23 protein-coding genes, 1 tRNA gene and 1 pseudogene are annotated in these 22,458 nt (G+C 73.7%); 14 read left to right on the top strand and 11 right to left on the bottom strand.

The genetic code is table 11. From position 1 onward, the window contains the following. Nucleotides 1-585: hypothetical protein (locus HCN56_RS11670; RefSeq protein WP_167970104.1), on the bottom strand; the 585-nt coding region annotated here is incomplete at its 3' end. Nucleotides 586-805: 220 nt separating this feature from the next. Between HCN56_RS11670 and purN the strand changes: the two genes are divergently transcribed. Together purN and purH are read left to right on the top strand one after the other, a co-directional pair. Further along, nucleotides 806-1,444, top strand: a complete 639-nt coding sequence (purN, locus tag HCN56_RS11675; protein WP_167970106.1) for a phosphoribosylglycinamide formyltransferase — start codon at nucleotides 806-808, stop codon at nucleotides 1,442-1,444. Next, nucleotides 1,441-3,036: a bifunctional phosphoribosylaminoimidazolecarboxamide formyltransferase/IMP cyclohydrolase gene (gene purH / locus HCN56_RS11680; RefSeq protein ID WP_167970108.1), complete on the top strand. Its 1,596-nt coding sequence runs from the start codon at nucleotides 1,441-1,443 to the stop codon at nucleotides 3,034-3,036. The genes purN and purH overlap by 4 nt, the downstream gene beginning before the upstream one ends. A 92-nt stretch (nucleotides 3,037-3,128) precedes the next feature. Here purH and HCN56_RS27410 read toward each other — a convergent pair. Continuing rightward, nucleotides 3,129-3,818, bottom strand: a pseudogene (locus HCN56_RS27410) (alpha/beta hydrolase family protein); the annotation flags it as partial. A 175-nt stretch (nucleotides 3,819-3,993) separates the two neighbouring features. Further along, nucleotides 3,994-6,549: a DUF8508 domain-containing protein gene (locus HCN56_RS11685; protein WP_167970110.1), complete on the bottom strand. Its 2,556-nt coding sequence runs from the start codon at nucleotides 6,547-6,549 to the stop codon at nucleotides 3,994-3,996. A 326-nt stretch (nucleotides 6,550-6,875) separates the two neighbouring features. Between HCN56_RS11685 and HCN56_RS11690 the strand changes: the two genes are divergently transcribed. Continuing rightward, a complete protein-coding gene (locus HCN56_RS11690; protein WP_209312618.1) occupies nucleotides 6,876-7,319 on the top strand; it encodes a cold-shock protein in 444 nt (147 codons plus the stop codon). 53 nt (nucleotides 7,320-7,372) lie between these two features. Here the strand turns inward: HCN56_RS11690 and HCN56_RS11695 are convergent, their stop codons facing one another. The 6 genes from HCN56_RS11695 to HCN56_RS11720 all read right to left on the bottom strand — a co-directional run bounded on the left by HCN56_RS11695 (nucleotide 7,373) and on the right by HCN56_RS11720 (nucleotide 13,083). Then, nucleotides 7,373-7,600 (bottom strand): helix-turn-helix domain-containing protein, encoded by a 228-nt coding sequence (locus tag HCN56_RS11695; RefSeq protein WP_167970142.1) that lies wholly within the window; start codon nucleotides 7,598-7,600, stop codon nucleotides 7,373-7,375. A 116-nt stretch (nucleotides 7,601-7,716) separates the two neighbouring features. Then, the gene (locus HCN56_RS11700) at nucleotides 7,717-8,532 is read right to left on the bottom strand and encodes an ABC transporter ATP-binding protein (RefSeq protein WP_167970114.1); all 816 of its coding nucleotides are present in this window, start codon (nucleotides 8,530-8,532) and stop codon (nucleotides 7,717-7,719) included. Beyond that, nucleotides 8,529-9,599, bottom strand: a complete 1,071-nt coding sequence (locus HCN56_RS11705) for a FecCD family ABC transporter permease (protein WP_376770866.1) — start codon at nucleotides 9,597-9,599, stop codon at nucleotides 8,529-8,531. The genes HCN56_RS11700 and HCN56_RS11705 overlap by 4 nt, the downstream gene beginning before the upstream one ends. Continuing rightward, entirely contained in the window at nucleotides 9,596-10,633 is a 1,038-nt protein-coding gene (locus HCN56_RS11710; RefSeq protein ID WP_167970116.1) for a FecCD family ABC transporter permease, read from the bottom strand. The genes HCN56_RS11705 and HCN56_RS11710 overlap by 4 nt, the downstream gene beginning before the upstream one ends. Further along, nucleotides 10,630-11,694 (bottom strand): iron-siderophore ABC transporter substrate-binding protein, encoded by a 1,065-nt coding sequence (locus tag HCN56_RS11715; protein ID WP_312871189.1) that lies wholly within the window; start codon nucleotides 11,692-11,694, stop codon nucleotides 10,630-10,632. The genes HCN56_RS11710 and HCN56_RS11715 overlap by 4 nt, the downstream gene beginning before the upstream one ends. 567 nt (nucleotides 11,695-12,261) lie before the next feature. Then, the gene (locus HCN56_RS11720) at nucleotides 12,262-13,083 is read right to left on the bottom strand and encodes an AraC family transcriptional regulator (RefSeq protein WP_167970120.1); all 822 of its coding nucleotides are present in this window, start codon (nucleotides 13,081-13,083) and stop codon (nucleotides 12,262-12,264) included. A 525-nt stretch (nucleotides 13,084-13,608) separates the two neighbouring features. Between HCN56_RS11720 and HCN56_RS11725 the strand changes: the two genes are divergently transcribed. From HCN56_RS11725 to HCN56_RS11770, 10 genes are all read left to right on the top strand, one after another. After that, the gene (locus HCN56_RS11725) at nucleotides 13,609-13,893 is read left to right on the top strand and encodes a gas vesicle protein GvpO (protein WP_167970122.1); all 285 of its coding nucleotides are present in this window, start codon (nucleotides 13,609-13,611) and stop codon (nucleotides 13,891-13,893) included. A 49-nt stretch (nucleotides 13,894-13,942) separates the two neighbouring features. Beyond that, nucleotides 13,943-14,377: a gas vesicle structural protein GvpA gene (locus tag HCN56_RS11730; RefSeq protein ID WP_167970124.1), complete on the top strand. Its 435-nt coding sequence runs from the start codon at nucleotides 13,943-13,945 to the stop codon at nucleotides 14,375-14,377. Beyond that, a complete protein-coding gene (locus HCN56_RS11735; RefSeq protein ID WP_167970126.1) occupies nucleotides 14,374-15,096 on the top strand; it encodes a GvpL/GvpF family gas vesicle protein in 723 nt (240 codons plus the stop codon). The genes HCN56_RS11730 and HCN56_RS11735 overlap by 4 nt, the downstream gene beginning before the upstream one ends. Nucleotides 15,097-15,177: 81 nt before the next feature. Then, entirely contained in the window at nucleotides 15,178-15,432 is a 255-nt protein-coding gene (locus HCN56_RS11740; RefSeq protein ID WP_167970128.1) for a gas vesicle protein GvpG, read from the top strand. A gap of 42 nt (nucleotides 15,433-15,474) precedes the next feature. Beyond that, the gene (locus HCN56_RS11745; protein WP_167970130.1) at nucleotides 15,475-15,867 is read left to right on the top strand and encodes a hypothetical protein; all 393 of its coding nucleotides are present in this window, start codon (nucleotides 15,475-15,477) and stop codon (nucleotides 15,865-15,867) included. A gap of 47 nt (nucleotides 15,868-15,914) precedes the next feature. Beyond that, the gene (locus tag HCN56_RS11750) at nucleotides 15,915-16,325 is read left to right on the top strand and encodes a gas vesicle protein (protein ID WP_167970132.1); all 411 of its coding nucleotides are present in this window, start codon (nucleotides 15,915-15,917) and stop codon (nucleotides 16,323-16,325) included. Then, nucleotides 16,322-17,182 carry a GvpL/GvpF family gas vesicle protein gene (locus tag HCN56_RS11755; RefSeq protein WP_167970134.1) on the top strand — a complete coding sequence of 287 codons (861 nt, stop codon included), beginning with the start codon at nucleotides 16,322-16,324 and terminating at the stop codon, nucleotides 17,180-17,182. Before HCN56_RS11750 ends, HCN56_RS11755 begins: the two co-directional genes overlap by 4 nt. After that, nucleotides 17,172-17,366, top strand: coding sequence for a gas vesicle protein (locus HCN56_RS11760; RefSeq protein ID WP_167970136.1), 195 nt, complete (start codon nucleotides 17,172-17,174; stop codon nucleotides 17,364-17,366). Before HCN56_RS11755 ends, HCN56_RS11760 begins: the two co-directional genes overlap by 11 nt. Before the next feature lie 83 nt (nucleotides 17,367-17,449). Further along, a complete protein-coding gene (locus tag HCN56_RS11765) occupies nucleotides 17,450-17,848 on the top strand; it encodes a gas vesicle protein K (protein WP_376770867.1) in 399 nt (132 codons plus the stop codon). A gap of 72 nt (nucleotides 17,849-17,920) precedes the next feature. Next, a complete protein-coding gene (locus tag HCN56_RS11770; protein WP_167970138.1) occupies nucleotides 17,921-18,433 on the top strand; it encodes a hypothetical protein in 513 nt (170 codons plus the stop codon). Between the two features lie 722 nt (nucleotides 18,434-19,155). Here the strand turns inward: HCN56_RS11770 and HCN56_RS11775 are convergent. Next, nucleotides 19,156-19,302: a CsbD family protein gene (locus tag HCN56_RS11775; protein WP_167970140.1), complete on the bottom strand. Its 147-nt coding sequence runs from the start codon at nucleotides 19,300-19,302 to the stop codon at nucleotides 19,156-19,158. A gap of 999 nt (nucleotides 19,303-20,301) precedes the next feature. Next, a tRNA-Arg gene (locus HCN56_RS11780) sits at nucleotides 20,302-20,377 on the bottom strand. A 282-nt stretch (nucleotides 20,378-20,659) separates the two neighbouring features. Here HCN56_RS11780 and HCN56_RS11785 point away from each other — a divergent pair. After that, the gene (locus HCN56_RS11785) at nucleotides 20,660-22,315 is read left to right on the top strand and encodes a dynamin family protein (RefSeq protein ID WP_167970148.1); all 1,656 of its coding nucleotides are present in this window, start codon (nucleotides 20,660-20,662) and stop codon (nucleotides 22,313-22,315) included. The last annotated feature ends 143 nt before the right edge of the window (nucleotides 22,316-22,458 follow it).

A 22,458-nucleotide genomic window follows, 5' to 3' on the forward strand; every position in this document is an offset into this window, starting at 1 on the left:
GCCGGAGCCCGCCGCCGGCGCGTCGCCGTCCCCGGCCGCGCGCCGGTCGGCAGCGCCCGCCGCCGCCCGCTCCTCCGCGGTGAGTTCCCGCTTGGTGCCGCGCAGCGCTCCGACACCCCAGTAGAGCGCGAGCGCGCCCAGCAGCAGCGCGAGCCAGTCCCAGGCGAAGACCGCGCCCACGAACGCCCAGCCTCCGGCGAGCAGCGCGTACCGCGCGTGGCGCTGCCGGGGGTCGGCCGGGTCCCAGCTCGGGCGGCGCCGGCCCTCGCGGTCGCCGTCCTCGTTCCGGTCGGGGGAGGACTGGCCGAAGGGGCCGCTCTGCCGGCCGGGCTGGCGCGAACTCCACTGCCGGCCCCAGCCCGAACGGCGGTTCTCCTCCTCGCCGTCACCGTCGCTGTCGCCGTTCCCCGAGCCGCGGCCGCCGTCGGCGCCGTCGCGCCCGCCGTCACCGGAACCGCTGTCGCGGCCGGCGCGGCGGCGTAGGTGCCAGGGCCGGTCCGGGGCGCCGTCGGGCGGCGCGGCGAAGGGGTTGGGCTCCCCGCCGGCCCGGCCGTCGGAGGAGGATTCACGGCGTCGGTCGGTCATCTGGTCGTCGTATCCCCTTCGTAGCGCCGGTGGTCCCTGGCGGGGGTGCGGCGGGTTCGGTGGTCCCGACCGTACCGTCCGCGCCGGTGGACCGTCGTGTCGGGGGACGGGCGCGTGCCGGTATCGTGACGGTGGCGGCCGGCGCCGTGGTGCGAACCCCGCACCCGCCGCGCAGACCGCCCGATCGCTTCCCGCGGCCCACAGAAAGCACCTCTCCCACGTGGCTCCTGCACCGGCATCGTCCGCCCCGGCCCCCTCGGCGGCCCGGCTGGTCGTCCTCGTCTCCGGCTCCGGCACCAACCTCCAGGCGCTGCTCGACGCCGCCGCCGACCCCGGCTACGGGGCCCGCGTCGTGGCCGTCGGCGCCGACCGCGACTGCACCGGGCTGCGCCGCGCCGAGGAGGCGGGCATCCCCACCTTCGTCCGGCGGGTCCGCGACCACGCGACCCGGGAGGAGTGGGACGAGGCGCTCGCCGCCGACGTGGCCGCCCACGAGCCGGACCTGGTGGTCTCCGCCGGGTTCATGAAGATCGTCGGCGCGCGCTACCTCGCGCGCTTCGCGGGCCGGACGGTCAACACCCATCCGGCCCTGCTGCCGAGTTTCCCCGGCGCCCACGGCGTTCGCGACGCGCTCGCGCACGGCGTCAAGGTGACCGGGTGCACCGTCCACTTCGTCGACGAGGGCGTCGACGCCGGGCCGATCATCGCGCAGCGCGCGGTGGAGGTCCGGGAGGACGACGACGAGTCCGCCCTGCACGAGCGGATCAAGGAAGTCGAGCGACACATGCTCGTCGATGCCGTGGGGCGTTTGGCCCGGCACGGCTATCGCATCGAGGGACGAAAGGTTCTGATCCCGTGACCGCCGACCGTACGGCCACCACCGCCGCCAGCACCGCCGACGCCGGGCGCCGCCCGCTGCGCCGCGCGCTGGTCAGCGTCTACGACAAGACCGGGCTGGAGGAGCTCGCACAGGGGCTGCACGCCGCCGGGGTCCAGCTGGTCTCCACCGGCTCCACCGCCAAGCGCATCGCGGCCGCCGGGGTCCCGGTGACGCCCGTCGAGGACGTCACCGGCTTCCCCGAGTGCCTCGACGGCCGCGTCAAGACCCTCCACCCGAAGGTCCACGCCGGCATCCTGGCCGACCTGCGGCTGGCCGACCACCGGCAGCAGCTCACCGACCTCGATGTCGAGCCGTTCGACCTCGTCGTCGTCAACCTCTACCCCTTCCGGGAGACCGTCGCCTCCGGCGCCGCGCCCGACGAGTGCGTCGAGCAGATCGACATCGGCGGCCCCGCCATGGTCCGTTCCGCCGCGAAGAACCACCCCTCCGTCGCCGTCGTCGTCAACCCGGCCCGGTACGCGGACGTCCTGGAGGCCGCCGCCGGCGGCGGCTTCGAGCTCGGCGCCCGCAAGCGGCTCGCCGCCGAGGCGTTCGGCCACACCGCGGCCTACGACGCCGCGGTCGCGAGCTGGTTCGCCGCCGACTACGCCGCCGACGACGAGGCGCTGCCCGCCTTCCACGGCTCCGCCTTCGAGCGGCTGCGGTCGCTGCGCTACGGCGAGAACCCGCACCAGCCCGCCGCCCTCTACGGCGACGGCAGCGGCACCGGGCTCGCCGCCGCGGAGCAGCTGCACGGCAAGGAAATGTCCTACAACAACTACGTGGACACCGAGGCCGCACGGCGCGCCGCCTACGACCACGACCGGCCCGCCGTCGCGATCATCAAGCACGCCAACCCCTGCGGCATCGCGGTCGGCGCCGACGTGGCCGAGGCCCACCGCAAGGCCCACGCCTGCGACCCGGTCTCGGCGTTCGGCGGCGTGATCGCCGTCAACCGCCCGGTCTCGGTGGAGATGGCCGAGCAGGTCGCGGAGATCTTCACCGAGGTCGTCGTCGCCCCCGGTTACGAGGACGGCGCGGTGGACGTGCTGACCCGGAAGAAGAACATCCGCGTGCTGCGCTGCGCCGACGCGCCCGCCGCCCGCACCGAGGTCCGGCCGATCGAGGGCGGCCTGCTGGTGCAGGACAAGGACGTCTTCCAGGCCGACGGCGACGCCCCGGCCAACTGGACGCTCGCCGCCGGCGACCCGCTGGACGAGGCCGGACTCGCCTCGCTGCTGTTCGCGTGGCGCGCCTGCCGCGCGGTGAAGTCCAACGCGATCCTGCTGGCCAAGGACGGCGCCTCCGTCGGCGTCGGCATGGGCCAGGTCAACCGGGTGGACTCCGCCCGCCTCGCCGTGCAGCGTGCGGGCGAGGAGCGGGCCACCGGCTCGTTCGCCGCCTCGGACGCGTTCTTCCCGTTCGCGGACGGCCTCCAGGTGCTGCTGGACGCCGGTGTCCGGGCCGTGGTGCAGCCGGGCGGCTCCGTGCGTGACGAGGAGGTCGTCGCCGCGGCCCGCGCCGCCGGGGTCACCATGTACTTCACCGGGACCCGCCACTTCTTCCACTGAGCCGACGCGCCGCCCGGCGCGTCCCGCTCCGCCCGCGCCCCGTCGGGACCGCGCCGCACCCCGTGCGACGCGCCGTCCCCGGCGGCCTGCTGGATCTCCCTGGCCTGCGCCGGCGGGACGAGGCGGTCGTCGGGGGAGTGGAGGACGAGCAGCGGCGCGGGCAGCGCGGCGATCCGCTCGCGCTGCGGCTGGTCCGCGACGTCGCGCAGCAGCCCCTCGCCGACCCGGAACGGCCGGCCCGCCAGCATCACCTCCGCGACGCCGTCGCGCGTGATGCGCGCGCGGTCGGCGGCGGTGAACTGCTGCCGCACGTGGCCCGGATGGGACGGCGCGCCGATGGTCGCGACCGCCCGCACCCCGGGGACGCGGCTCGCGGCGGCCAGCACGGCGGCGCCGCCGAGCGAGTGGCCCACCAGCAGCGTCGGCGGCCGCAGCCGTTCCCCGAGGGCCGCCGCGGCGGACACCACGTCGGCCACGTTGCCCGAGAAGTCGGATTCCGCGAACTCACCCCCGGAGGCGCCCACTCCGGTGAAGTCGAACCGCAGCACGGCTATGGACCGCTGCGCGAGGAACCGTGCGGTGCGGGCCGCGGCGAAGCTGTCCTTGCCGCAGGTGAAGCAGTGCGCGTACACGGCGACCGCCGTCGGTTCGCCGTCCGTCGGCGTCTCCAGCCGGCCCGAGAGCCGCCGGCCGTCCGCGCCGGTGAAGTCCCAGGTCTCGGACCGGGTGCGGGCCGGCGGGGCCGTCGTGTCGCGGGCCGGGCGGGGCGCGTGTGTGGTCATCCCGGCAGGGTTGGCGGCCGCGGACGATCCGCCCGTGACGGGCGGCACACACCGCCGGCTGCCCCGGGGCAGTTTCCCGTAACGGGGGTGTGCCGGTGGGGGCGGTCCTCGACCACCCCCACGGGCACGGCGGTGAGGGCGTCGCCGCCCTCACCGGCTCACCGTCCCGCCCGGGTCAGAGGCCGAGCAGCCTGCGCAGCCACTCCTGGAGGTCGCGCACCAGCTCCTTCAGCTTCTCCTTCAGCCGGTCCTTGGCGCTGCCGCTGTCACCGTCCCCGTCGCCGCCGTCGTCCCCGCCGCCGGTGGCGATCCGGACCAGCTGCGGGTCGTGGTCGCTCGCCTGGTCGGCGAACTCGGTGTTGATGTGCAGCACCTCGTACTCGAACTCCTCGATCGTGGAGCTCATCAGGATGTTGTCGAGCGACTGCGAGTTGCCGTCGAAGATGTAGGTGTAGCGCTTCTCGGGCGCCAGCGTCAGCAGCAGGTTGTTCATGGCGCCGCCGTCGCCGAGGATCTCCAGGGTCCGCGAGAACTCGAAGTCGTTGAAGTCCCCGAGGTTGACCACCTTGGCCTGCGGGTCGGCGGTGTGCAGGTCGCGCACGAAGGAGGCGACCTCCTCGGCCTGGCGGTGGCGCTGCGCCTCCGAGGTGCGCTGCGGCGGCTGGAACCGGCCGTGCAGCGACTGGTCGCCGCCCTTGGAGTTGAAGTGGTTGGTGATGAGGAAGTACGTCTCCCCGTGGAAGACGAACTCGCCGACCAGCGGCTTCCGGCTGCTCGCCCAGGCGTCCGACCCCGGGTTGATGCGGCCGGGCGACACCGACAGCTCGGGGCCGTCGGCGCCCGCCACGACCTGCGCCGCGGTGGTCGCGTCGCCGCCCTCGCGGTCGGTGAACTCCACCCGCTCCGGGTTGTACAGGAACACGTTGCGGATGTTGCCGCCCGGCTGTCCGCCGTCGCGGTTGTTCTCCGGGTCGATCGAACGCCACGCGTACCGGGGGCCGCCGGCCGCGACGATGGCGTCGGCGAACTTCTCCAGCGTCCGCTCGGCGGTGACCGTGCCGTCGTTCACCGGGCCGTTGTCGTCCTGGATCTCCTCCAGCGCGACCACGTCGGGCGAGGCGAGGTTGACGGCGACGCCCTCCGCGAGCGCGGCGAACTTGGCGTCCGGGTCGGTCGCGGCGAGGTTCTCCACGTTGTAGGTGGCCAGGGCGAGTTCGTCCTCGTCCTGTGCGCGCGTCACCGGTCGGGCCAACCCGTTGTCGACGTGCGTGCCGAGCTCGGTCGCCTGCAGCGTGTAGCCGCCGAACTGGGCGTAGTCGAGCGGCCCGACGGTCGAACCGGCGAGCAGGTCACCGGCGTTCGCGGCCGGCAGCGGCTGCGCGTCGAGCGACATGACCTTCAGCCGGCCGGTGTTCGGCTCGTCGTACGACCCGTAGACCACGCCGCCGCGCGCGGAGGGGTTCTCCTCCGGTTTGACCGTCACCCAGATCTCGTCGTAGTCGGTGGTGCGGCTGACGATCCGGGTGTCGTTGATCTCGACGCGCTGGCCCTCCAGTGACTCCAGCAGGTCCAGGGCGTAGGTGTCCGGCTCCAGCGTCAGGTCGTTGATGGAGCCGCCGACCTCGGGCCCCCAGAGGTCCGGCACGGAGTCGGCGTCCAGCACCACCGGCGCCGGAAGTTCGTTGCCGCGCGAGAGGGTGGTGACGCGCGGCCCGGTGATCTGGGTGATCGACTGCGCGCCCGTCGCCGGGTAGTACTCGGACACCTCACCGGAGACCAGCACCTCGTCGCCGACCGCGACCGTCGGCACCGCGGAACCGGTGTAGACGAACAGGCCCTCGCTGGTACGGGGGTCACCGTCGCCGGTGGCGTCCTGCATCCAGAAGCCTCGCGACCCCGAGGCGCGGACGCCGGTGACGAGACCCGGCACACCGGTGACGCGCTGACCGGCCAGCGGCGACCACCGGGTGGTGCCCTGGATGTCGTGGATGCGGACGTCGCCGGCCTCGGGCGGCCCGCCCGGCTCTTCCCCGCCGTCGCCCCCGTCGTCGTCGACGCCGTCACCGGCGGAGTTGACGGGGGTCGGGGCCCCGGCGGTGAAGTCGGCGGCGTTGTCGTCGGTGTCGGTGAGCTCCGCGTCGCGGGCCACGGAGGCGTTGTTGCCGGCGCCGGCGGCAGGGCCCGAGCCCTCCCGTACCACCGCCGACCCGTAGCCCACCAGGTCGACGACGCGGGCGTCGTCGGCGCAGGCCGCGGCCGTGACGCAGGTGAGCGGGGTGGTGCCCTCGACGAGGGCGACGGTGCCGGTGGTCGCGCTCATCGAGATGGAGCCGGTGGCGTCCGGCGTCGGCAGCTGCACGCTGCCGCCGTTGCCCGCGGCCTGCGCGACGAGGTAGAGCGCGCCCGGCTCCACCGTGCCGGTGATCGGTGTCGCCTGCCAGCGGCTGTTCGGCCCCGGCGCCCCCGGCAGGTACTGCACGCTGTGTCCGCTCAACTCATATGCGCTGTCGCCGGGGTTGCCCAGCTCCACGAAGTCGCGGACCAGCGTGGCACCGGAGTTGCCGCCACCGCCGTAGACCTCGCTGATCACGGCGCCGGCCGCGGTCGTGGACAGGTCGGCGCCGGGGGCGGGTTCGGCCAGCGCCCGCGGCAGCGGGGTGAGGACCAGCGAGGTGGCGGCGCCGGCCGCCACCAGGGCGACTCTGCGGCGACGGCGGCTGTCGTGCGGCACGTGGCTTCTCCTCTGGTACCCGGCGCGGTGCCCGGTGGCACAGCGGAAGGCGGGGGTCACCCTAAGCTACGCGCGTAGAGGAGTCCATGACAACGGCCGGTGCGTAAATTCCGGGCCGCTTTCCGGTGACCCCCGGGTCACGACGAGTCCCGCACCCCGTCGGTGGCGGTGAAGGTGAACGCCAGGCGAACGAATGCTGGACGAACAGTGACGGCCCTGGCGCGCGGGGGCCGTTCGCACGTTAGGTTCTGACCATGCCCGGGCACGGTGTCCGGGTCACCCGTGTGTGCGGTGGTTGCAGGTTTGTTGAGGAGGCGGCAGTGCGGATGATCGGTAAGATCCTGCGGTTCGACGAGGTGCGCGGTTACGGCTTCATCGTGCCGGAAGAGGGCCACGAGGACGTGTTCATGCACGCCAACGACCTGATGGGCGAGAAGTACCTCTACCAGGCCGGCCGCGAGGTCGAGTTCGAGATGGAGATGGGCGACAAGGGGCCGAAGGCCTCCCGAATCCGGCTGGTGGAGTCGACCGCCGGCGAGCCCCCGCTGCCGCCCCGCGCCGCGGCCCCCGCCGCGCGGTCGGCCGCCGACAACGGCGGTGACCCGCTCGTCGACGGCGAGGTCTGCGACATCCTCACCCGGACCGAGTTCCGCACCGAACTCACCGAGGCGCTCATCGCGGCCGACGGCGACCTCACCGCCCAGCAGATCCGCCGGATCCGCGACCAGGTCGCCTCGCTCGCGGCCTCCCACGGCTGGGTCGACAACTGACCAGCTGAGACGGCCGGTTCCCGCCCGCCGGTCCGCCGCGGCGGACCGGCGGGTCAGCGCGTCACCGCCGTTGCGCCGCTCCGCGCGTACCGGCCCGGGCCCACCCCCGGCCGCCGCTTGACGTGCCGGTGCAGATGCGACTGGTCGAAGAACCCGACCGCGGTCGCGGCAGCTCCCGGGCCGGCGCCGTCCAGCAGCAGCCGACGTACCGGCTCCACGCGGCGGCCGGTGAGGTACGGGTGCGCGCCGAGTTCGCACTCCGCGCTGAACGCCCGCGACAGATGGGCGGGGTGGGGCGTGCGGTACCTCGGCGGCGTGCCGCAGGCTCACCCCCGCTACGACGTTCTCGTTCGGCAGCTCCCGGAACCGGTGCGCCAACCCCGGCCGTGCACCCGCGTCAGCCGTTCGCCGGCTCGAAGACCCGATGGCGGCCGATCGGCAGCATCAGTGGCCGCCCCGAGGTCGGGTCGGTGATGATCCGGCTCTCCAGCCCGAACACCGCCCGGACGTTCTCCTCGGTGAGCACCTGCGCCGGCTCGCCCTCGGCGTGGACCCGCCCGCCGGCCATGGCGACCAGCCGGTCCGCGTACCGCGCGGCGAGGTTGAGGTCGTGCAGCACCATGACGATTGTGGTTCCCCGCGCCTGGTTGAGGTCGGTGAGGAGGTCGAGCACCTCGATCTGGTGGCTGGGGTCGAGGAAGGTCGTGGGCTCGTCCAGCAGCAGCACGTCCGTCTGCTGGGCCAGCGCCATCGCGATCCAGACGCGCTGCCGCTGCCCGCCCGAGAGCTCGTCGACGGCCCGGTCGGCCAGTTCGGCGGTCTGCGTGGCGTCCAGGGCCTGGGCGACCGCCTCGTCGTCCTGCTCGTTCCAGCGGGAGAACACGCCCTGGTGGGGGTGGCGGCCGCGGCCGACGAGGTCGGCGACGGTGATGCCCTCGGGCGCGATGGGGGACTGCGGCAGCAGGCCGAGCTTACGGGCGAGCTCCTTGGCCGGCATCCGGTGGACCAGCCTGCCGTCGAGGACGACCCGGCCGGCGCGCGGCGTCAGCAGCCGCGACATGGCGCGCAGCACCGTGGACTTCCCGCAGGCGTTGGCGCCGACGACGACGGTGATCGCGCCCGGCGCGACGGAGAGGTCGAGGTCGGAGACGACGGTGCGGTCGCCGTAGCCGAGGGAGAGTTCCTCGGCGGTCAGTGAGGGGGTGGTGGTCACAGTGAGCTTCCCGCCCGGTGGGTACGGATGATCAGGTAGACGAGGTACGGCGCGCCCAGGACGCCGGTGACGACGCCGACGGGGAAGCGGGTGCCCAGCGCGTACTGGCCGATGAAGTCGGCGACCAGCACGAGGAGGGCGCCCACCAGCGCGGACGGCACCAGCAGCGAGCTGCCCGGGCCGACGATCCGGGCCGCGATCGGGCCGGAGAGGAACGCGACGAACGCGATCGGCCCGGCGGCGGCGGTGGCGAAGGCGATGAGTCCGACCGCCGCCACGATCAGGATGATGCGGGTGTGCTCGACCCGGATGCCGAGGGCGGCCGCGGTGTCGTCGCCGAGTTGCAGCGCGGACAGGTTCCGGGACTGCCACAGCAGCACCGGCGCGAGGACCAGCACCGCGACCACCGTCGGGGTGACCTGGTTCCAACCGGTGCCGTTGAGGCTGCCGGTCAGCCAGCGCATCGCCTCCTGGAGGTCCCACTCCGCGGCGCGGGACAGCGCGTACGCGGTGACGCTGTCGAGCATGGCGGCGACGCCGATGCCCATGAGGATCAGCCGGGTCCCGACGACCCCGTCGCGGAACGCCAGCACGTAGACGAGCAGCGCCACCCCGAGGGCGGCGACGATCGCGAGGACGGAGACGGCGGTGCCGTTCAGCCCGAAGACGATGATGCCCACGGCCGCGGCGGCGCTCGCCCCCGAACTGATCCCGATGACGTCGGGGCTGGCCAGCGGGTTGCGGAGCATGGTCTGGAAGGTGACACCCGCCAGGCCGAACGCGAACCCGGCGAAGACCGCCAGCACCGCCCGCGGCAGGCGCAGCCGCCCCACCGTGAACGAGGCGCCGGGCACCTGCTCGCCCATGACGACCCGCACCACGTCGGAGGCCGGGTAGTAGGTGCGGCCGAACATCAGGGAGGCCGCGAACCCGGCGACCACCAGCACGAGCAGCACCAGTACGACCGTGCGGCGGCGCCGTGCCCGGCGTGCCCGGCCGCGCGCCACGTCGGCCGCGGTGGTGACGCGGGCCGTCCCCGCGGGGCGGAGGAGGAGGTCGGCGCTCACAGCTCACGCACCTTCTGCCGGCGGACGATGTAGAGGAAGAACGGCGCGCCGATCAGGGCGGTCACGATGCCGACGTCCACCTCGGAGGGGCGTGCCACGATGCGGCCCACCACGTCCGCGGCGGTCAGCAGCGAGGCGCCGGTCAGTGCGGAGAACGGCAGCAGCCAGCGGTGGTCCGGCCCCACCAGCAGCCGGCACATGTGGGGGACGACGAGGCCGACGAAGCCGATGGGTCCGGCCGCGGCGGTGCAGGTGCCGCAGAGGACGACGGCGCCGAGGGCGGCGAGCGCGCGGGCCCGGGCGACGCGTTCCCCCAGCCCGGCCGCCAACTCATCTCCCAGCGCGAGCGAGTTGAGGGCACGCGCGGAGAGCAGGCAGAGGGCGAGGCCCACGGCGAGGAAGGGCAGCAGGTGCCCCATGCGTTCGAAGGAGGCGCCGCCGACGCCGCCGATCTGCCACAGCCGGATACCGCCCGCGATGTCGTTGCGGGGCAGCATGACGGCGGTGACCAGGGACGCCAGCGCCGCCGAGGTCGCGGCCCCGGCGAGGGCGAGTTTCAGCGGGGTGGCGCCGCCCCGACCGAGGGAGCCGACGGTGTAGACGAAGACGGCGGCCAGGCCGGCCCCGGCCATCGCCACCCAGACGTACCCGGTCGCGGTGGACAGCCCGAAGAACGCGACGCCGATGACGATGGCGAGGGAGGCCCCCATGTTGACGCCGAGGATGCCGGGGTCGGCCAGCGGGTTGCGGGTCACCCCCTGCATCACGGCGCCGGAGATGCCGAGAGCCGCCCCGACGATCACCGCCAGCACGGTGCGGGGTATGCGCTTGGTGACGGCGGCCTCCTCCATGGAGCCGTCAGCCCCGCCCAGCGCCGCCCACACGTCCGACCAGGCGACGGAACGCGAGCCGAGCGCGACGGAGGCCACCATGAGGAACGCGAGCAGGACGACGACGCCCAGGAGCCACAGCAGTCGTACGCGGGCCGGACGCCGCGTGGCGGCGTCCGCCCCGTCGTGGGTCGTGGTGGTCACTCGACCTTGCCCGCGGCCTCGGCGAGCGCCTTCACGTAGTCCTCCAGCACCCAGGAGAGCGAGAGCGGGGTCGGGTTGGCGGCGGTGGCCAGCGGGGTGCTGCCGGGCAGCAGGTAGGCGGAGCCGCGCCCGATCGCCGGGATCTTGGAGACCAGCGGGTCGTCGATCAGGGTCTGCAGCAGCTCGCCCTCCTCGTCGCCGTAGCCGGTGATGATGTCGACGTCGTCGAAGACGTCGATGCGCTCGGCGCTCTGGCGGAGCGCGAACTGGTCGGTCCCGGCGGACAGCTCGGCGATGGAGCCGGGGACGGTCAGCCCGAGGTCCTCGAAGAACTGGCTGCGGGTGTCGTGCGAGGTGTAGAAGCCGATCTCGCTGACGTCACCGGGGTCGACGTGGGTCATGAACATCGCGGACTTGCCCTCCAGCTCCGGGTAGTCCGCGACGGTCTCCTCGATTTGGAGCTCCAGGTCGGCGATCAGCTGCTCGCCCTCCTCGGCCATGCCCATGGCGGTGCTGTTGAGGGTGATCGTGTCGCGCCACGAGGTGCCCCAGGCGGTCTCGGGGTAGGCGACGACGGGGGCGATCTCGCTCAGTGTCTCGTAGTCGTCGGCGGTCAGGCCCGAGTACGCGGCGAGGATGACGTCGGGGGAGGTGTCGGCGACTGCCTCGAAGTCGATGCCGTCCGTCTCGTCGAACAGGACGGGCGCGTCGGCCTCGAGTTCGTCCAGCCGCTCCTTGGTCCAGGGCAGGATGCCGTCGCCGTCGTCGTCGCCGAAGTTGGCCTTCGCCATGCCGACGGGCACGACGCCCAGCGCCAGGGGGACCTCGTCGTTGGCCCAGTTGACCGTGGCGACCCGTTCCGGGGCCGACTCCACGACGGTGGTGCCCAGGGCGTGCTCGATGGTGATGGGGAACTGCCCCGAGTCCTCGGCCGCGGCGTTGTCCGACCCGCTGCCGGTCTCGGGGCCGCTGCCGGAGTCGTCACTGCTGCTGCCGCAGGCCGTGACGGCGGTGAGACCCAGCAGGGTCGCCGCGGTGACCAGAACGCGAGTTGCTCGCACGGGAACACGCTCCACATGTGTGCCGGTCGGGCGCGCTGCTCCGCGCTGGTTCCGGGCCGGGAGGTGCCGTGGTGAAAGCCGTGCGCGAGCCGCCCAACAAGTTAGGTAAGGCTGTCCTTGGTAATCTATGGCCAGGGCATTCAATGACGCAACCGAGCCAGACGGACATGCACTGTCGAGGAACGGACAGTCTGTGCCGGGGGCGCGTCGACGGAAGGCCGCGACGGTCCCCGGGCCGCGTGATGCCGCGCGCGACGAAGCCCCCGCTCCGCCCCGCTCCGCCCCGCTCCGCCCCGGCGGTCCCCGTGGTCGCCGCAGCGCGGCCGGCAGCGTTCAACAGCCTTGATTGGCGGGTGAGTTGGTGTGCTCGACCCCCGGTGCCGGTCGACGCCCCGGTGCCGGTCGCTGCCCCGGTGCCGGTCGCCCCGGCGCCGGCGGTGCGTGGATCGCCCCGGCGCCGGTGGTCCGCTGCTCCCCGTCGCCGCCGCGCCGGGGAACGTGCGGCCGGGGCGGCGGCGCGCCCCGGCAGGCGCGAGCGCGGGCGCGGTCGCGGATGTGGCGTTGGCCTCAGTCCGCGCGGAACCGGCCCGGTGTGAGGCCGGTCGTCCGGCGGAACGCGAATCCGAAGGCGCTGGCCGACCGGTACCCGACCTCGGCCGCCACCTTCTCCACCTCCCACCCCGCGGTCAGCAGTCCGATGGCGTGCTGCGCGCGGACCGCCGCCACCCACCGGGCGAAGCTCGTCCCGGTCTCGGCGCTGAAGGCGCGCGCCAGGGTGCGCGCACTCACCCCCAGCTCGTGCGCCCACTCCGTGGGGCCCCGCCGGTCGGCGGGGCAGCTGCGCACCGCCTCCGCTATCGGCCGCAGCAGCCGGCTCTTGGGCATGTGGACGAACAACTCGTGCGCGGCGGGCGTCAGGACGTCCAGCACCATCGCCTCCGTCACCTCGCGCGACCGGGCGCCCAGTTCCGCCTCGTCCAGCCGGTCCAGCAGCAGCCGCAGCAGTGGCGTGATCTCCACGGTGACCGGCCGGTCCGAGATCGGCGCGGTGGTGCGGTAGCCGAAGAACGCCGCGCGCATCCGGGTGCCGGCGGGCGCCGTCCCGGCGTGGAGTGTCCCGGCCGGCATCCAGAGCCCCATCGTCGGCGTGATCGTCCACACCCGCGCCCCCACCACCGCTGAGGAGGCGCCGCGCTCGTTCCACATCAACTCACCGCACGCGTGCGAGTGCTCCCCCCAGACCGTGTCGCGGGTGAGCAGCTCCTCGTAGCCGCGGATCACGAAGTCGATGCCGTTCGAGCCGGGAGTGCAGACCGGGAGGTCGCGACGTTCCTGCCGCGTCGGCCGCGGCGTCCCGGTCTGCTCGGTGGGGGTGTGGTGGTCCGGCATGCCGACATCCTCCCAGCCCGGGCCGGGTGGGGAGCCGGGTGTGCCCGCGCCTCACGACGGGTGTCCTGGTTCGGCCGGTTCGGTCTGTCTCGCCCCCCCTCAAAACAGAACAAGCCATCGAGCATCCCCTCGGAAGGCTGAAAACGCGAGAGTGTATCGGTCAATATCGGCCCCGTGCCGGTCAAGAGCGCTCATATCAAGCCAGGTGGGCGGGAATGGGTACCGCTCCGCGTCGTCACACGTCAGGACGTACTCCCTTACAGCTGGTCGCTCCGTGATGACCTCGGGTACTCGCGCCGTCCACGTTCCCCGAACCGGGGATACCGCAGGTCACACCTGCCCCACCGGCCCCGTGGGCCGTCCCGCCCGGCCCAAGCGGACCGGATTGGTCATGGCCGGGATCGGGTCGACGCCGACCTGTGGCCGGAAGTGGCGCACTGCCCGCACCGGGCCCGGGCACCCGGGAGGTGCGGCCGAGAGCGTGACGAGCACGCGACCCGAGTGGCCGCCCGAGTGGACGGGGCTATGACCGAGAAGAAGAGCGGCGAACGCCTTCCGGTGTCGCAGATCGTGCAGCAGGCCGCGAGTGAACTCGCGATGCTGCTGGACCGCCAGGCCCAGTCGGTCTCCTCGGTCCGACGGACCGACGACGGCTGGACCGCGCAGGTCGAGGTCCTGGAACTGGAACGCGTACCGCCCACCACCAGCGTCATGGCCAGCTACCGGGTCGACCTCGACCACCAGGGCCAACTCCTGGAGTACGAGATGGTGCGGCGCTACAGCCGCGGCGAGGTCGAACGGCGCCGCTGAGGCGCCTGCGGCCGCCCGCGAGGCAGCCCGACGAACGAAGGAGTACGACGTGACCGTGGCACAGCAGCAGAGCCCCACCGGTGGTGGCGGCTCCGGCAACCTCTACGACGTCCTCGAACTGATCCTCGACCGAGGCCTGGTGATCGACGCGTTCGTCCGCGTCTCCCTGGTCGGCATCGAGATCCTCAAGGTCGACGTCCGGATCGTCGTCGCCAGCGTGGACACCTACCTGCGCTTCGCCGAGGCGTGCAACCGCCTCGACCTGGAGTCCGGCCGCAAGGCACCCAGCCAGCTGACCGACATCGTCGGCGAGGCGACCGAGAGCGGCGCCCGCGGCAAGTCCAAGGGCGTCCTCGGCGGCGCCGTCGAAGCCATCAGCGAGTCCCTCGGCGGTGGGGACGACTCCGACGACGACCAGCAGGAGGAGAAGCGCACCGCCCGCAAGTCCTCCGGCCGACGCCCGGCCAGGCAGAAGGAGCAGTGAACACCGTGCCGTGCTACCTGTACGCCATCACCGCCGCCGACCACCCGGCGCAGACCGACTCCCTCGTCGGGGTGGGCGACCCGCCCGCCGAACTGCGCGTGGTGCAGGCCGGAGAGGTCAAGGCATACATCAGCGACGTACCGGAGGACCTCAAGGCGCGTCGCCGACACCTCCTGGCCCACCAGGAAGTGCTCAACGCGCTCCTCGGTGAGGGCCCCGTCCTGCCGATGCAGTTCGGCCATATCGCACCGGACGAGGCACAGATCCGCGAGGTGCTCGGCGAGCGCTCCGCCGACTTCCTGGAGCAGCTGCAGCGCGTCGGCGACTGCGTGGAGTTCCACGTCAAGGCCACCCGCGCCGAGGCGGACGTCATCCGCGAGGTGACCCAGGGCTCGGACGAGATCCAGCAGCTGCGGCAGCGCGCCCAGCGCCCCGGCGCCTCCCACGAGGACCAGGTCGCCCTCGGCGAGGCGGTCTCCCGGGCGATCGCCTCCCAGCGCGCGTCCGACGGCGCCGACCTCCACGAGCGACTGGCGCCGGCCGCGGGCGACTCCCGCGCGGCCGACCCCGCCCCCGAGGAGAGCCTCGCCGCCTCCTACCTGGTGCCGGTCTCCGGCGCCGAGGAGTTCGGCCGCCTGGTCACCACCGAGCAGAACCGGCTCGGTGACGGGTGGGAGGTCCGCCTCTTCGGACCGCTGCCGCCCTACAGCTTCGTCTGACGCCGGACACGGCCGCGCAGCCCGGGGGCGGCGAGCCCCCGGGCCGGCGGCCGCCGCCGGCCCGCAACGACGGGAGGCGACATGGGACTGCTGTCGGAAGTGCTCCTGCTGCCCCTCGCCCCGCTCCGCGGCTCGGTCTGGGTCCTGGACCAGGTCGTCCGGGTGGCGGAGGACGAGTACTACGACCCCGCCCCGGTCCGCGCCGAACTCCGCCGACTCGAACAGGAGCTGGTGGCCGGCCGCATGACCGAGGAGGAGTTCGAGGAGCAGGAGGACCTGCTCCTCGACCGCCTGGAGCAGCTGGAGGAGATGCAACGTGCACGCAGACGGGGCTGAGGGGCGCAGCGGGCGCCCCGGCCGGACACAGAGGAGACGCCCGTGAACAACTCCGCCGGTATCGGCGCGGCAGTGGCCTGCGGCTACCTGCTGGGACGGACGAAGAAGGCGAAGGTCGCCCTCGGCGTCGGTATCTACCTCGTCGGCCGCCGCGCGGCCGGCGGCGGCCAGGGCGGCATGGCCCTGCCCCCGGCCCTGGCCGACCTCGGCGGGCAGGTACGGGACGAACTGCTCCCCGCCGTCCGCGACGTCGCACGCCAGGCGGTCGCCCAACGCGTCGAGCGGTTCTCCGACTCCCTCGCCGCGCGCCGCAACGCCCCGGAGCCCGAGGAGGAATGGGAGGAGGAGTGGGACGAGGAAGCCGAACTCCTCGACGACGAACCCGAGGACGAGCCCCCCGCCCCGCGCAACCGGAAGAGCGCCAGCGATGCCTGATAACCACTGCCCCACCCATGCCCCCACCGGCGAGGAGGTGACCGGCCATGTCGCTCTTCGGTGACGGACCCGGGCCGGCCGCCTCCGGGCAGGGATCGTCCGCCAACCTGGCCGACATCCTCGAACGCGTCCTCGACAAGGGCGTCGTGATCGCCGGTGACATCCAGATCAACCTGCTCGACATCGAGCTGCTCACCATCAAGCTCCGCCTCCTCGTCGCCTCCGTCGACAAGGCCAAGGAGATGGGCATCGACTGGTGGGAGCACGACCCCTCGCTCTCCTCCCGGGCCCGCCCGCAGAACGGCGCGGTCGACGGCACCGCCACCACCGCCCTGGAGGCGGAGAACGAGCGGCTGCGCGAGGAACTGCGGCTGCTGCGCGGCGAGTCCCGGCCGGCCGAGCTGGACCCGAGCCCCGCCGCACCCGCGGAGACCACGAAGGACGACCCCGCCCCATGACCGCAGCAGCCCCGGACCACCACGACCGCCCGTCGCCCGACACCGGCGGACCGGTGTACCTGTACGCCGTCACCGCCGCCCGCCACCACGAGGACGCCGCCGGTGCCACCGGCGATGCCGGAGTCACCGACGCTGTCGGTGTCGCCGACGCGCCGGTCCGCGCCGTCACCGCGGGCGAGGTCACCGCCCTGGTCAGCTCCGTCGACCCCCGCCATCTCGAAATGGTGGGACAGCGGCCGCAGGAAGCGGAACTCGCCTGGCTCGAACATGTCGCACGCACACACAACGCGGTGGTCGAGTCGGCATTCCGGGAAACGACCGTGCTGCCCATGCGAATCGCCACGGTGCACCCCACCGAGGAGAGCGTCCGGGAATTCCTCAGGAAATCGTCCGACGCGATCCTGGCGGAACTGGCGCGACTCGACGGCCTCGTCGAGGTCGGCGTCAAGGCCTACCGGTCCACCCCGCCCGCCCCCACCGAACCCGCCACCGCGCCGCCGGCCGCCCCGACCCGCCCGGAGAGCCCCGGACGCGCCTACCTGGAGGCGCGCCGCGCCCAGCGCCGCGCCCGGGCGGACGCCGACCGGGACGCCGCCACGCTGGTGCGCGCAGTCCGCGACGCCGCCGTCCCCCACGCGGTGGACCAGCGTGCCCACCGCCTCCAGACCGGCGAACTGGCTGACGGGCCGGGGGAAAACATCGCCAACGACGCCTGGCTGGTGCGCCGCGACGCCCTCCTCGCGCTGCACGCGGCCGTCACCGCCTGTGCCGATCCCGCGGCCGGCCGCCACGTCGAGGTCACCGGCCCCTGGGCCCCCTACTCCTTCGTGCGCCCGGTGGCCGCCGATGCCGGATGAACCGCTGCCCGACGACGTCGCGCCACGGCAGGTCGCCCTCATCGACCTGCTGGACCGGCTGCTCGCCAACGGGGCCGTCCTCACCGGCGACCTGGTGCTCTCCATCGCCGATGTCGACCTGGTCCACATCGACCTCCGCGCGGTGATCCGCTCCATCGAACCCGACCACCCCGCACCGTGGTGAGCCCCGAGACCGGCCCGGCCGGCCTCCCCGACCGGCGGCCCGAGCCCGGGGCAGGCCCCGGGCCCGGCCCCGGGGACCTGCCCGTGCCACGTGCCGCGGCGGGCGCGGACCCCGTCGACGACGTCCTGCGCGAGTCCGTCCGTGCCCTCTCCCTCGCCCCGATCACCGACATCACCGACGCGAGCCCCGGACCCGGCGCGGCAGCGACCCGCTGGGAAACCGGCCCGGACACCGTCGACCGCGACCTGATCAAGCTCGTGCTGACCGTCGTCGAACTGCTGCGGCAGCTGATGGAACGGTCCGCGCTGCGCCGCGTCGACCACGGCGACCTGGGCGAGGACCAGGAAGAACGCGTGGGAATGACCCTCATGCTGCTCGAAGAACGCATCGAGGAGCTGTCGGAGCGCCACGGGCTCACGATGGCCGATCTCAATCTCGATCTCGGCCCGCTCGGCACCCTGTTGCCGCGCCGCGACCAATAGCGGAATTGTTTGCGATCAGCATCACCGGAAAGCAGAACACCTAGGCAAGTAGCAATAGGAGCAGGAGGAATGATGGCTCAGGAGAAGAGCGACGACGCCAGCAAGAACGGTGGCCGCAGCAAGGCGCAGAACGCCAAGAAGACTGCGTCGAGCACCACGCGCCGCGCCAACACCAAGGCCTCGTCCACCGCAAAGAAGGCAACGGGCAGCGCGGCGTCCAAGACGTCCGGTGCTGCCGACAAGGCCTCCGGCCTCGCGGACAAGGCGAGCGCCGCGCCCGCCGCCGCCAAGGACGCCGTGTCCGGCGTCGCCCACAAGGCCGCGGCGGCCCCCGCGGCCGCCAAGGACGCCGTGTCGGGTGTCGCCGGCAAGGCGGCAGCGGCCCCGGCAGCGGCGAAGGACGCCGTCGGCGACATCGCGTCGCAGGCCGCGACCGGTTGGACGCTGCTCAAGCACCGCAAAACCGTTGCCGCCGGTGCGGCGGCCGGCCTCGCGGGTCTGGTCGGAGGCGCGTTCGCCGTCGGCCGCGCGACGGTCATCCAGCGCCACGGGCCGCTCACCCGCATCACCCGCGGCCGCATCTGACCGGCCGGTCGACCGGAACCGTCGGAACCACCGGGCACGACAGCGCTGTTGCCCCCGTGAGAACGAGCGTTCCGACCGCGTGGAGAGACTGCCGAGCCGGTTCTCCGAAGGGGCGATCCCAGCGCCACCGGCCGCCGTGTCGGCCTCGTCGGGCCGTTGGGCCGGCGGGCGGATCCGTCACTGCTCCAGGACCGTTCGCCACGCACCCGCCGGCCTGAGCGCCCCACCCGCCCGACCCGCACGGCCGGGGCTTTTTGCGGTGGCGGTGGCGGTGGCGGTGGTGGTGGCGGGGGAGTGGGTGTGGGCTTCGGGCTGCGGCACGCCGCTGCCGGTCCGCGCCCGTCTCCACCGAGATGGAGCGGGTCGCGAGGCCGGATCGACGGCGCCCCTCGCGCCGCCGCCACCGACCCCGGCAGCCCGCCGCGCCGGCGCCGTGCGCGCCCACGGGGCTTCGGCGGTCCGGGGAAGTGGGCCGCCGGCTCGTTCTGGACGGTTGCCAACGGCCGGGGAACGGGCCCTCGGGCAGGGGCGGCGACGGCGCACCGGACCGTTGGACTGACCTCCGGCGGCGGACGTCCGAGGTGGCCGTCGAGGTGAGGCCAGGGGGTACGACACAGACAGCGGGCGCTCCACGAGATGTGGAGCGCCCGCTGTCGGGGGTGGCCCTGCTCCGCCGACCGCGGTGGTGCGGTGGAAGCGGGGCCGTCGATGTCGCCTCGGACCTACTTGTCGCCCGAGAGTGCGTCCTTGGCGGTGCCCTTGGCCTGGTCGGCCTTGCCGGAGGCCTTCAGCCGGTCGTTGCCGGTGGCCTTGCCCACGGCCTCCTTGGCCTTGCCCTTGACGCGGTCGGTGCTGCCTTCGGCGCTCATCTGTGCCTCCAGGATCGGGACCTTTCGGTGACGAAGCGACAGGGGGAGGATTTACCATCTTCCCGGCCTAGTTCGCTTATCACCCGTTCGTCGTATCGCATGCCCGGAGTCAGTCGTCGTATGCCCGGGTGCCACCAAGAAACTTTCGGATCGTCCGTCCGCCGCGCCGGTCGGGCCGGCCGCATCGCCCCCACCTGCGACGGGCGGGCCTGCGGGGTCGGGAACGCGGTGGGAAGCTTCGCCCTGCCGGTGGGGCGCCGCGGGGTCGGACACCGCCGCGGCACCGCCGGTGGCGCGGTCCGCGGCCGCTGCCCGCTTCCCGGTGCGCCGCGTGGCGTCCGCGTCCAGGGAGGCACGCCTACCGGCGGGTGCCGCACCGCGCGATGGGGAGCTGTGGGTCCCGGGCGCGGGAGGGCGGACGGCCGGGACGGCGTGCGGGCTGAGCGGTCGGTGCACATACCGCTCCTGCTGCGGTCCGCCGTTGCCGCGGTTCCGTGGAACGGCGAGGCCGACCCCTGGGCGCGATCAGCGCCCCGCCGCCCCTCACCCGCCGCCCGTCACCCGCCGCCGGGCCACGGCCGCCGACCCGTGGCGCGCCCGGACCTCGAAGGGGCATGGTGGGCCACCGTCTCGGCCATATCGGCGGGAGAGGGGCCAGGGCAGGGGGGCGGGATCAGGGCCTCGGGTGTCCGAGGAGGCCCCGCTGTCGGCGCGTCTGGAGTAACAGCCGAACGGGTGACGCTGTCGCGTCGACTTCACGCGCGCCGGGGGCGCGCGACCGGTCTCCCCATGGGCCCCGCGTTCCCGGTGGACCCGGCGGGACCCCGTCGGGCGGCGTGGCCGTTCGGGTGTTGTTCGGTGTCGGTGGGCCGCGCTGCCGCGCCACCGGTCGAGACCGTCCTGGCTGCCTCGCCTGGGCATGCGGCTCCGAAGCCGGAGCGTCTCCCGAAGGGGCTGTGCTGACCTGCGGCGACGGGCCACGCGAGAAGGGCCGGGCGGTGGCGCCCCCGGCAGGACTCGAACCTGCGACCAAGTGCTTAGAAGGCACCTGCTCTATCCGCTGAGCTACGGGGGCATGGGACGTCAGCCCCGTTGCCGCGCCGTGCCAGGGCACAGGATAGGGCGTCGGGGAGATCACGCCGGGCGCTCCGCCGTGGCTCCGAGGTGTGGAGATCCGGTGAAGCAGCCCCGATAATCGCAGGCGACTCGGATCGGCGCAGCGATTTGGGCGGCTCACGCGGGTGGTGTTGCGCAGTCGTTATGGCTGCGAGAGCGGGCCGCTGCACGCGATCGGCGAGTTCGGCGGGAAATGCTTCAGAAAACCGCAGAAATTGGGCATTCTTCGCATGTGGCGATCTTGGAGGCTCAGTCCGAACTGCTGGACACGCTCACCGCACTGCGGGAGCGTGTCGCCGCCGCGCGCTTTCCCCTGGCCCTGCCCGGAGCCGAACGCGCGCGTCGGTCCCGTGCCGAACTGCTCGCGCAGCTCGACGGCTACCTCATCCCGCGCGTGCGCGAGCCCGACGCCCCGCTGCTCGCCGTCATCGGCGGCTCGACCGGCGCGGGGAAGTCCACCCTGGTCAACTCGCTTGTCGGCAGACGGGTCTCCGAAGCCGGCGTGCTGCGGCCGACCACCCGGACCCCCGTCCTCGTCTGCCACCCCGACGACCACCACTGGTTCGCCGGGCGGCGGGTACTGCCCCAACTCGACCGCGTCTGGATGCCGCGTCAGGACGACGACGAACTCGTCCCCGCCACGGCCCCGCACGAAAGCCCGGACGGTCAACCCACCCTGGTCGTCGAGACCTCGCGCTCCGTTCCCTGCGGCATCGCGCTGCTCGACGCCCCCGACATCGACTCGCTCATCGCGCGCAACCGCGACCTCGCCGCCGACCTGATCTGCTCCGCCGACATCTGGGTGCTGGTCACCACCGCCGCGCGCTACGCCGACGCCATGCCCTGGAACCTGCTGCGCAGCGCCCGCGACCGGCGGGTCACCCTCGTCACCGTGCTGGACCGGGTGCCGCACCAGGTCGCCGCCGAGGTGTCCCACCACTACGAAACCCTCCTCGACCGCGCCGGACTCGGCGACGTCCCGTGCTTCACCGTGCCCGAACTGCCCGAGTCGGTGCGGGGAGGAACCGGCGTGCTCCCCTCGACCGCCGTGGCCGGCCTGCGCAAATGGTTCTCCCAGCACGCGCAGGACCCCGCCGTCAGGGCGGTAGCCGCCTCCCGCACCGCGATCGGCGCCCTCGGCGAACTACGCGGCCGGGTCACCGCACTCGCCAACGCCGCCGCCGCCCAGACCGCGGCCGCCTCCCGCCTCGACCAACAGCTGCGCACCGCGTTCGACACCGCCGCCCGCCGCGTGCAGGACACGCTGACCGAGGGAGGACTCCTCACCGGGCAGGCCCGCACCCAGTGGCTCGCCTTCCCGGACGACTCCAGCAGCGACGAACTGCTCGACGCCTTCACCGACGGCATGACCAGCATGCTCGCCGAAGCCGTCATGGCGGCCGACGAGGAGACCACCGATCAGTGGCTCGCCCAACCCGGGGCGCCGACGCCCGACGGGGACGACCTCGAAGGAGCGCGTGAGCGTGCCGGAATCCTCGTGCGGCGGCTCCGGCGCTGCCTGGAGGAGCTCGCCGAGGAGGAGGTCCGGATCGCCCTCGACGCCGGACCGAACCGCTCGGCCGACGGCGACGCCCGCAAGGACCGGCCGTCGCCGCCGGGCGACGGCGGTGAGACCTCCGCGCTCCTCCTGGCCGGCCTGCTCGGCGCCCGGGACGCGGCACCCGCGACCGAAGCGCTGAGCGCGCTCCTCGGCTCGTCGGCCTCGGGACGGCTGCGGACCAAGGCCGAAGGCATGATCGCCGACTTCGTCCAGCGCGTGATCGACACCGAGCGGGACCGCAGAGGCGCGCCGCTGCACCGGCTGGAGGTGAGCGTCGACCACCAGGTCCAGCTGATCGCGGCCCTGTCCGTCCTCAAGCGGCACACCCCCGCCTAGCTCACGCCGCGAGCCGTGGAGCCGCCGAGCCGCGGTTCGGCGCCGGGGCCACCGTCCCGCCCCGGCACCCGCCGCCTGCCACCCGCCCGCCCGTTCCCGGCTCTTCGCCCCGGCCCGCCCGCCGGCGGGGCCCACCCCCCCCC

This window comes from Streptomyces lonarensis (genome assembly GCF_012033735.1).
Classification (GTDB): domain Bacteria; phylum Actinomycetota; class Actinomycetes; order Streptomycetales; family Streptomycetaceae; genus Streptomyces; species Streptomyces lonarensis.

What these genes read in the sequence shown, in the direction of transcription:
- HCN56_RS11690 (WP_209312618.1), top strand. Translation starts at nt 6,876, where the DNA reads ATGATCGGTAAGATCCTGCGGTTCGACGAGGTGCGCGGTTACGGCTTC.
- HCN56_RS11740 (WP_167970128.1), top strand. Translation starts at nt 15,178, where the DNA reads ATGGGACTGCTGTCGGAAGTGCTCCTGCTGCCCCTCGCCCCGCTCCGC.
- HCN56_RS11750 (WP_167970132.1), top strand. Translation starts at nt 15,915, where the DNA reads ATGTCGCTCTTCGGTGACGGACCCGGGCCGGCCGCCTCCGGGCAGGGA.
- HCN56_RS11770 (WP_167970138.1), top strand. Translation starts at nt 17,921, where the DNA reads ATGGCTCAGGAGAAGAGCGACGACGCCAGCAAGAACGGTGGCCGCAGC.
- HCN56_RS11725 (WP_167970122.1), top strand. Translation starts at nt 13,609, where the DNA reads ATGACCGAGAAGAAGAGCGGCGAACGCCTTCCGGTGTCGCAGATCGTG.
- HCN56_RS11720 (WP_167970120.1), bottom strand. Translation starts at nt 13,083, where the DNA reads ATGCCGGACCACCACACCCCCACCGAGCAGACCGGGACGCCGCGGCCG.
- HCN56_RS11755 (WP_167970134.1), top strand. Translation starts at nt 16,322, where the DNA reads ATGACCGCAGCAGCCCCGGACCACCACGACCGCCCGTCGCCCGACACC.
- HCN56_RS11760 (WP_167970136.1), top strand. Translation starts at nt 17,172, where the DNA reads ATGCCGGATGAACCGCTGCCCGACGACGTCGCGCCACGGCAGGTCGCC.
- HCN56_RS11775 (WP_167970140.1), bottom strand. Translation starts at nt 19,302, where the DNA reads ATGAGCGCCGAAGGCAGCACCGACCGCGTCAAGGGCAAGGCCAAGGAG.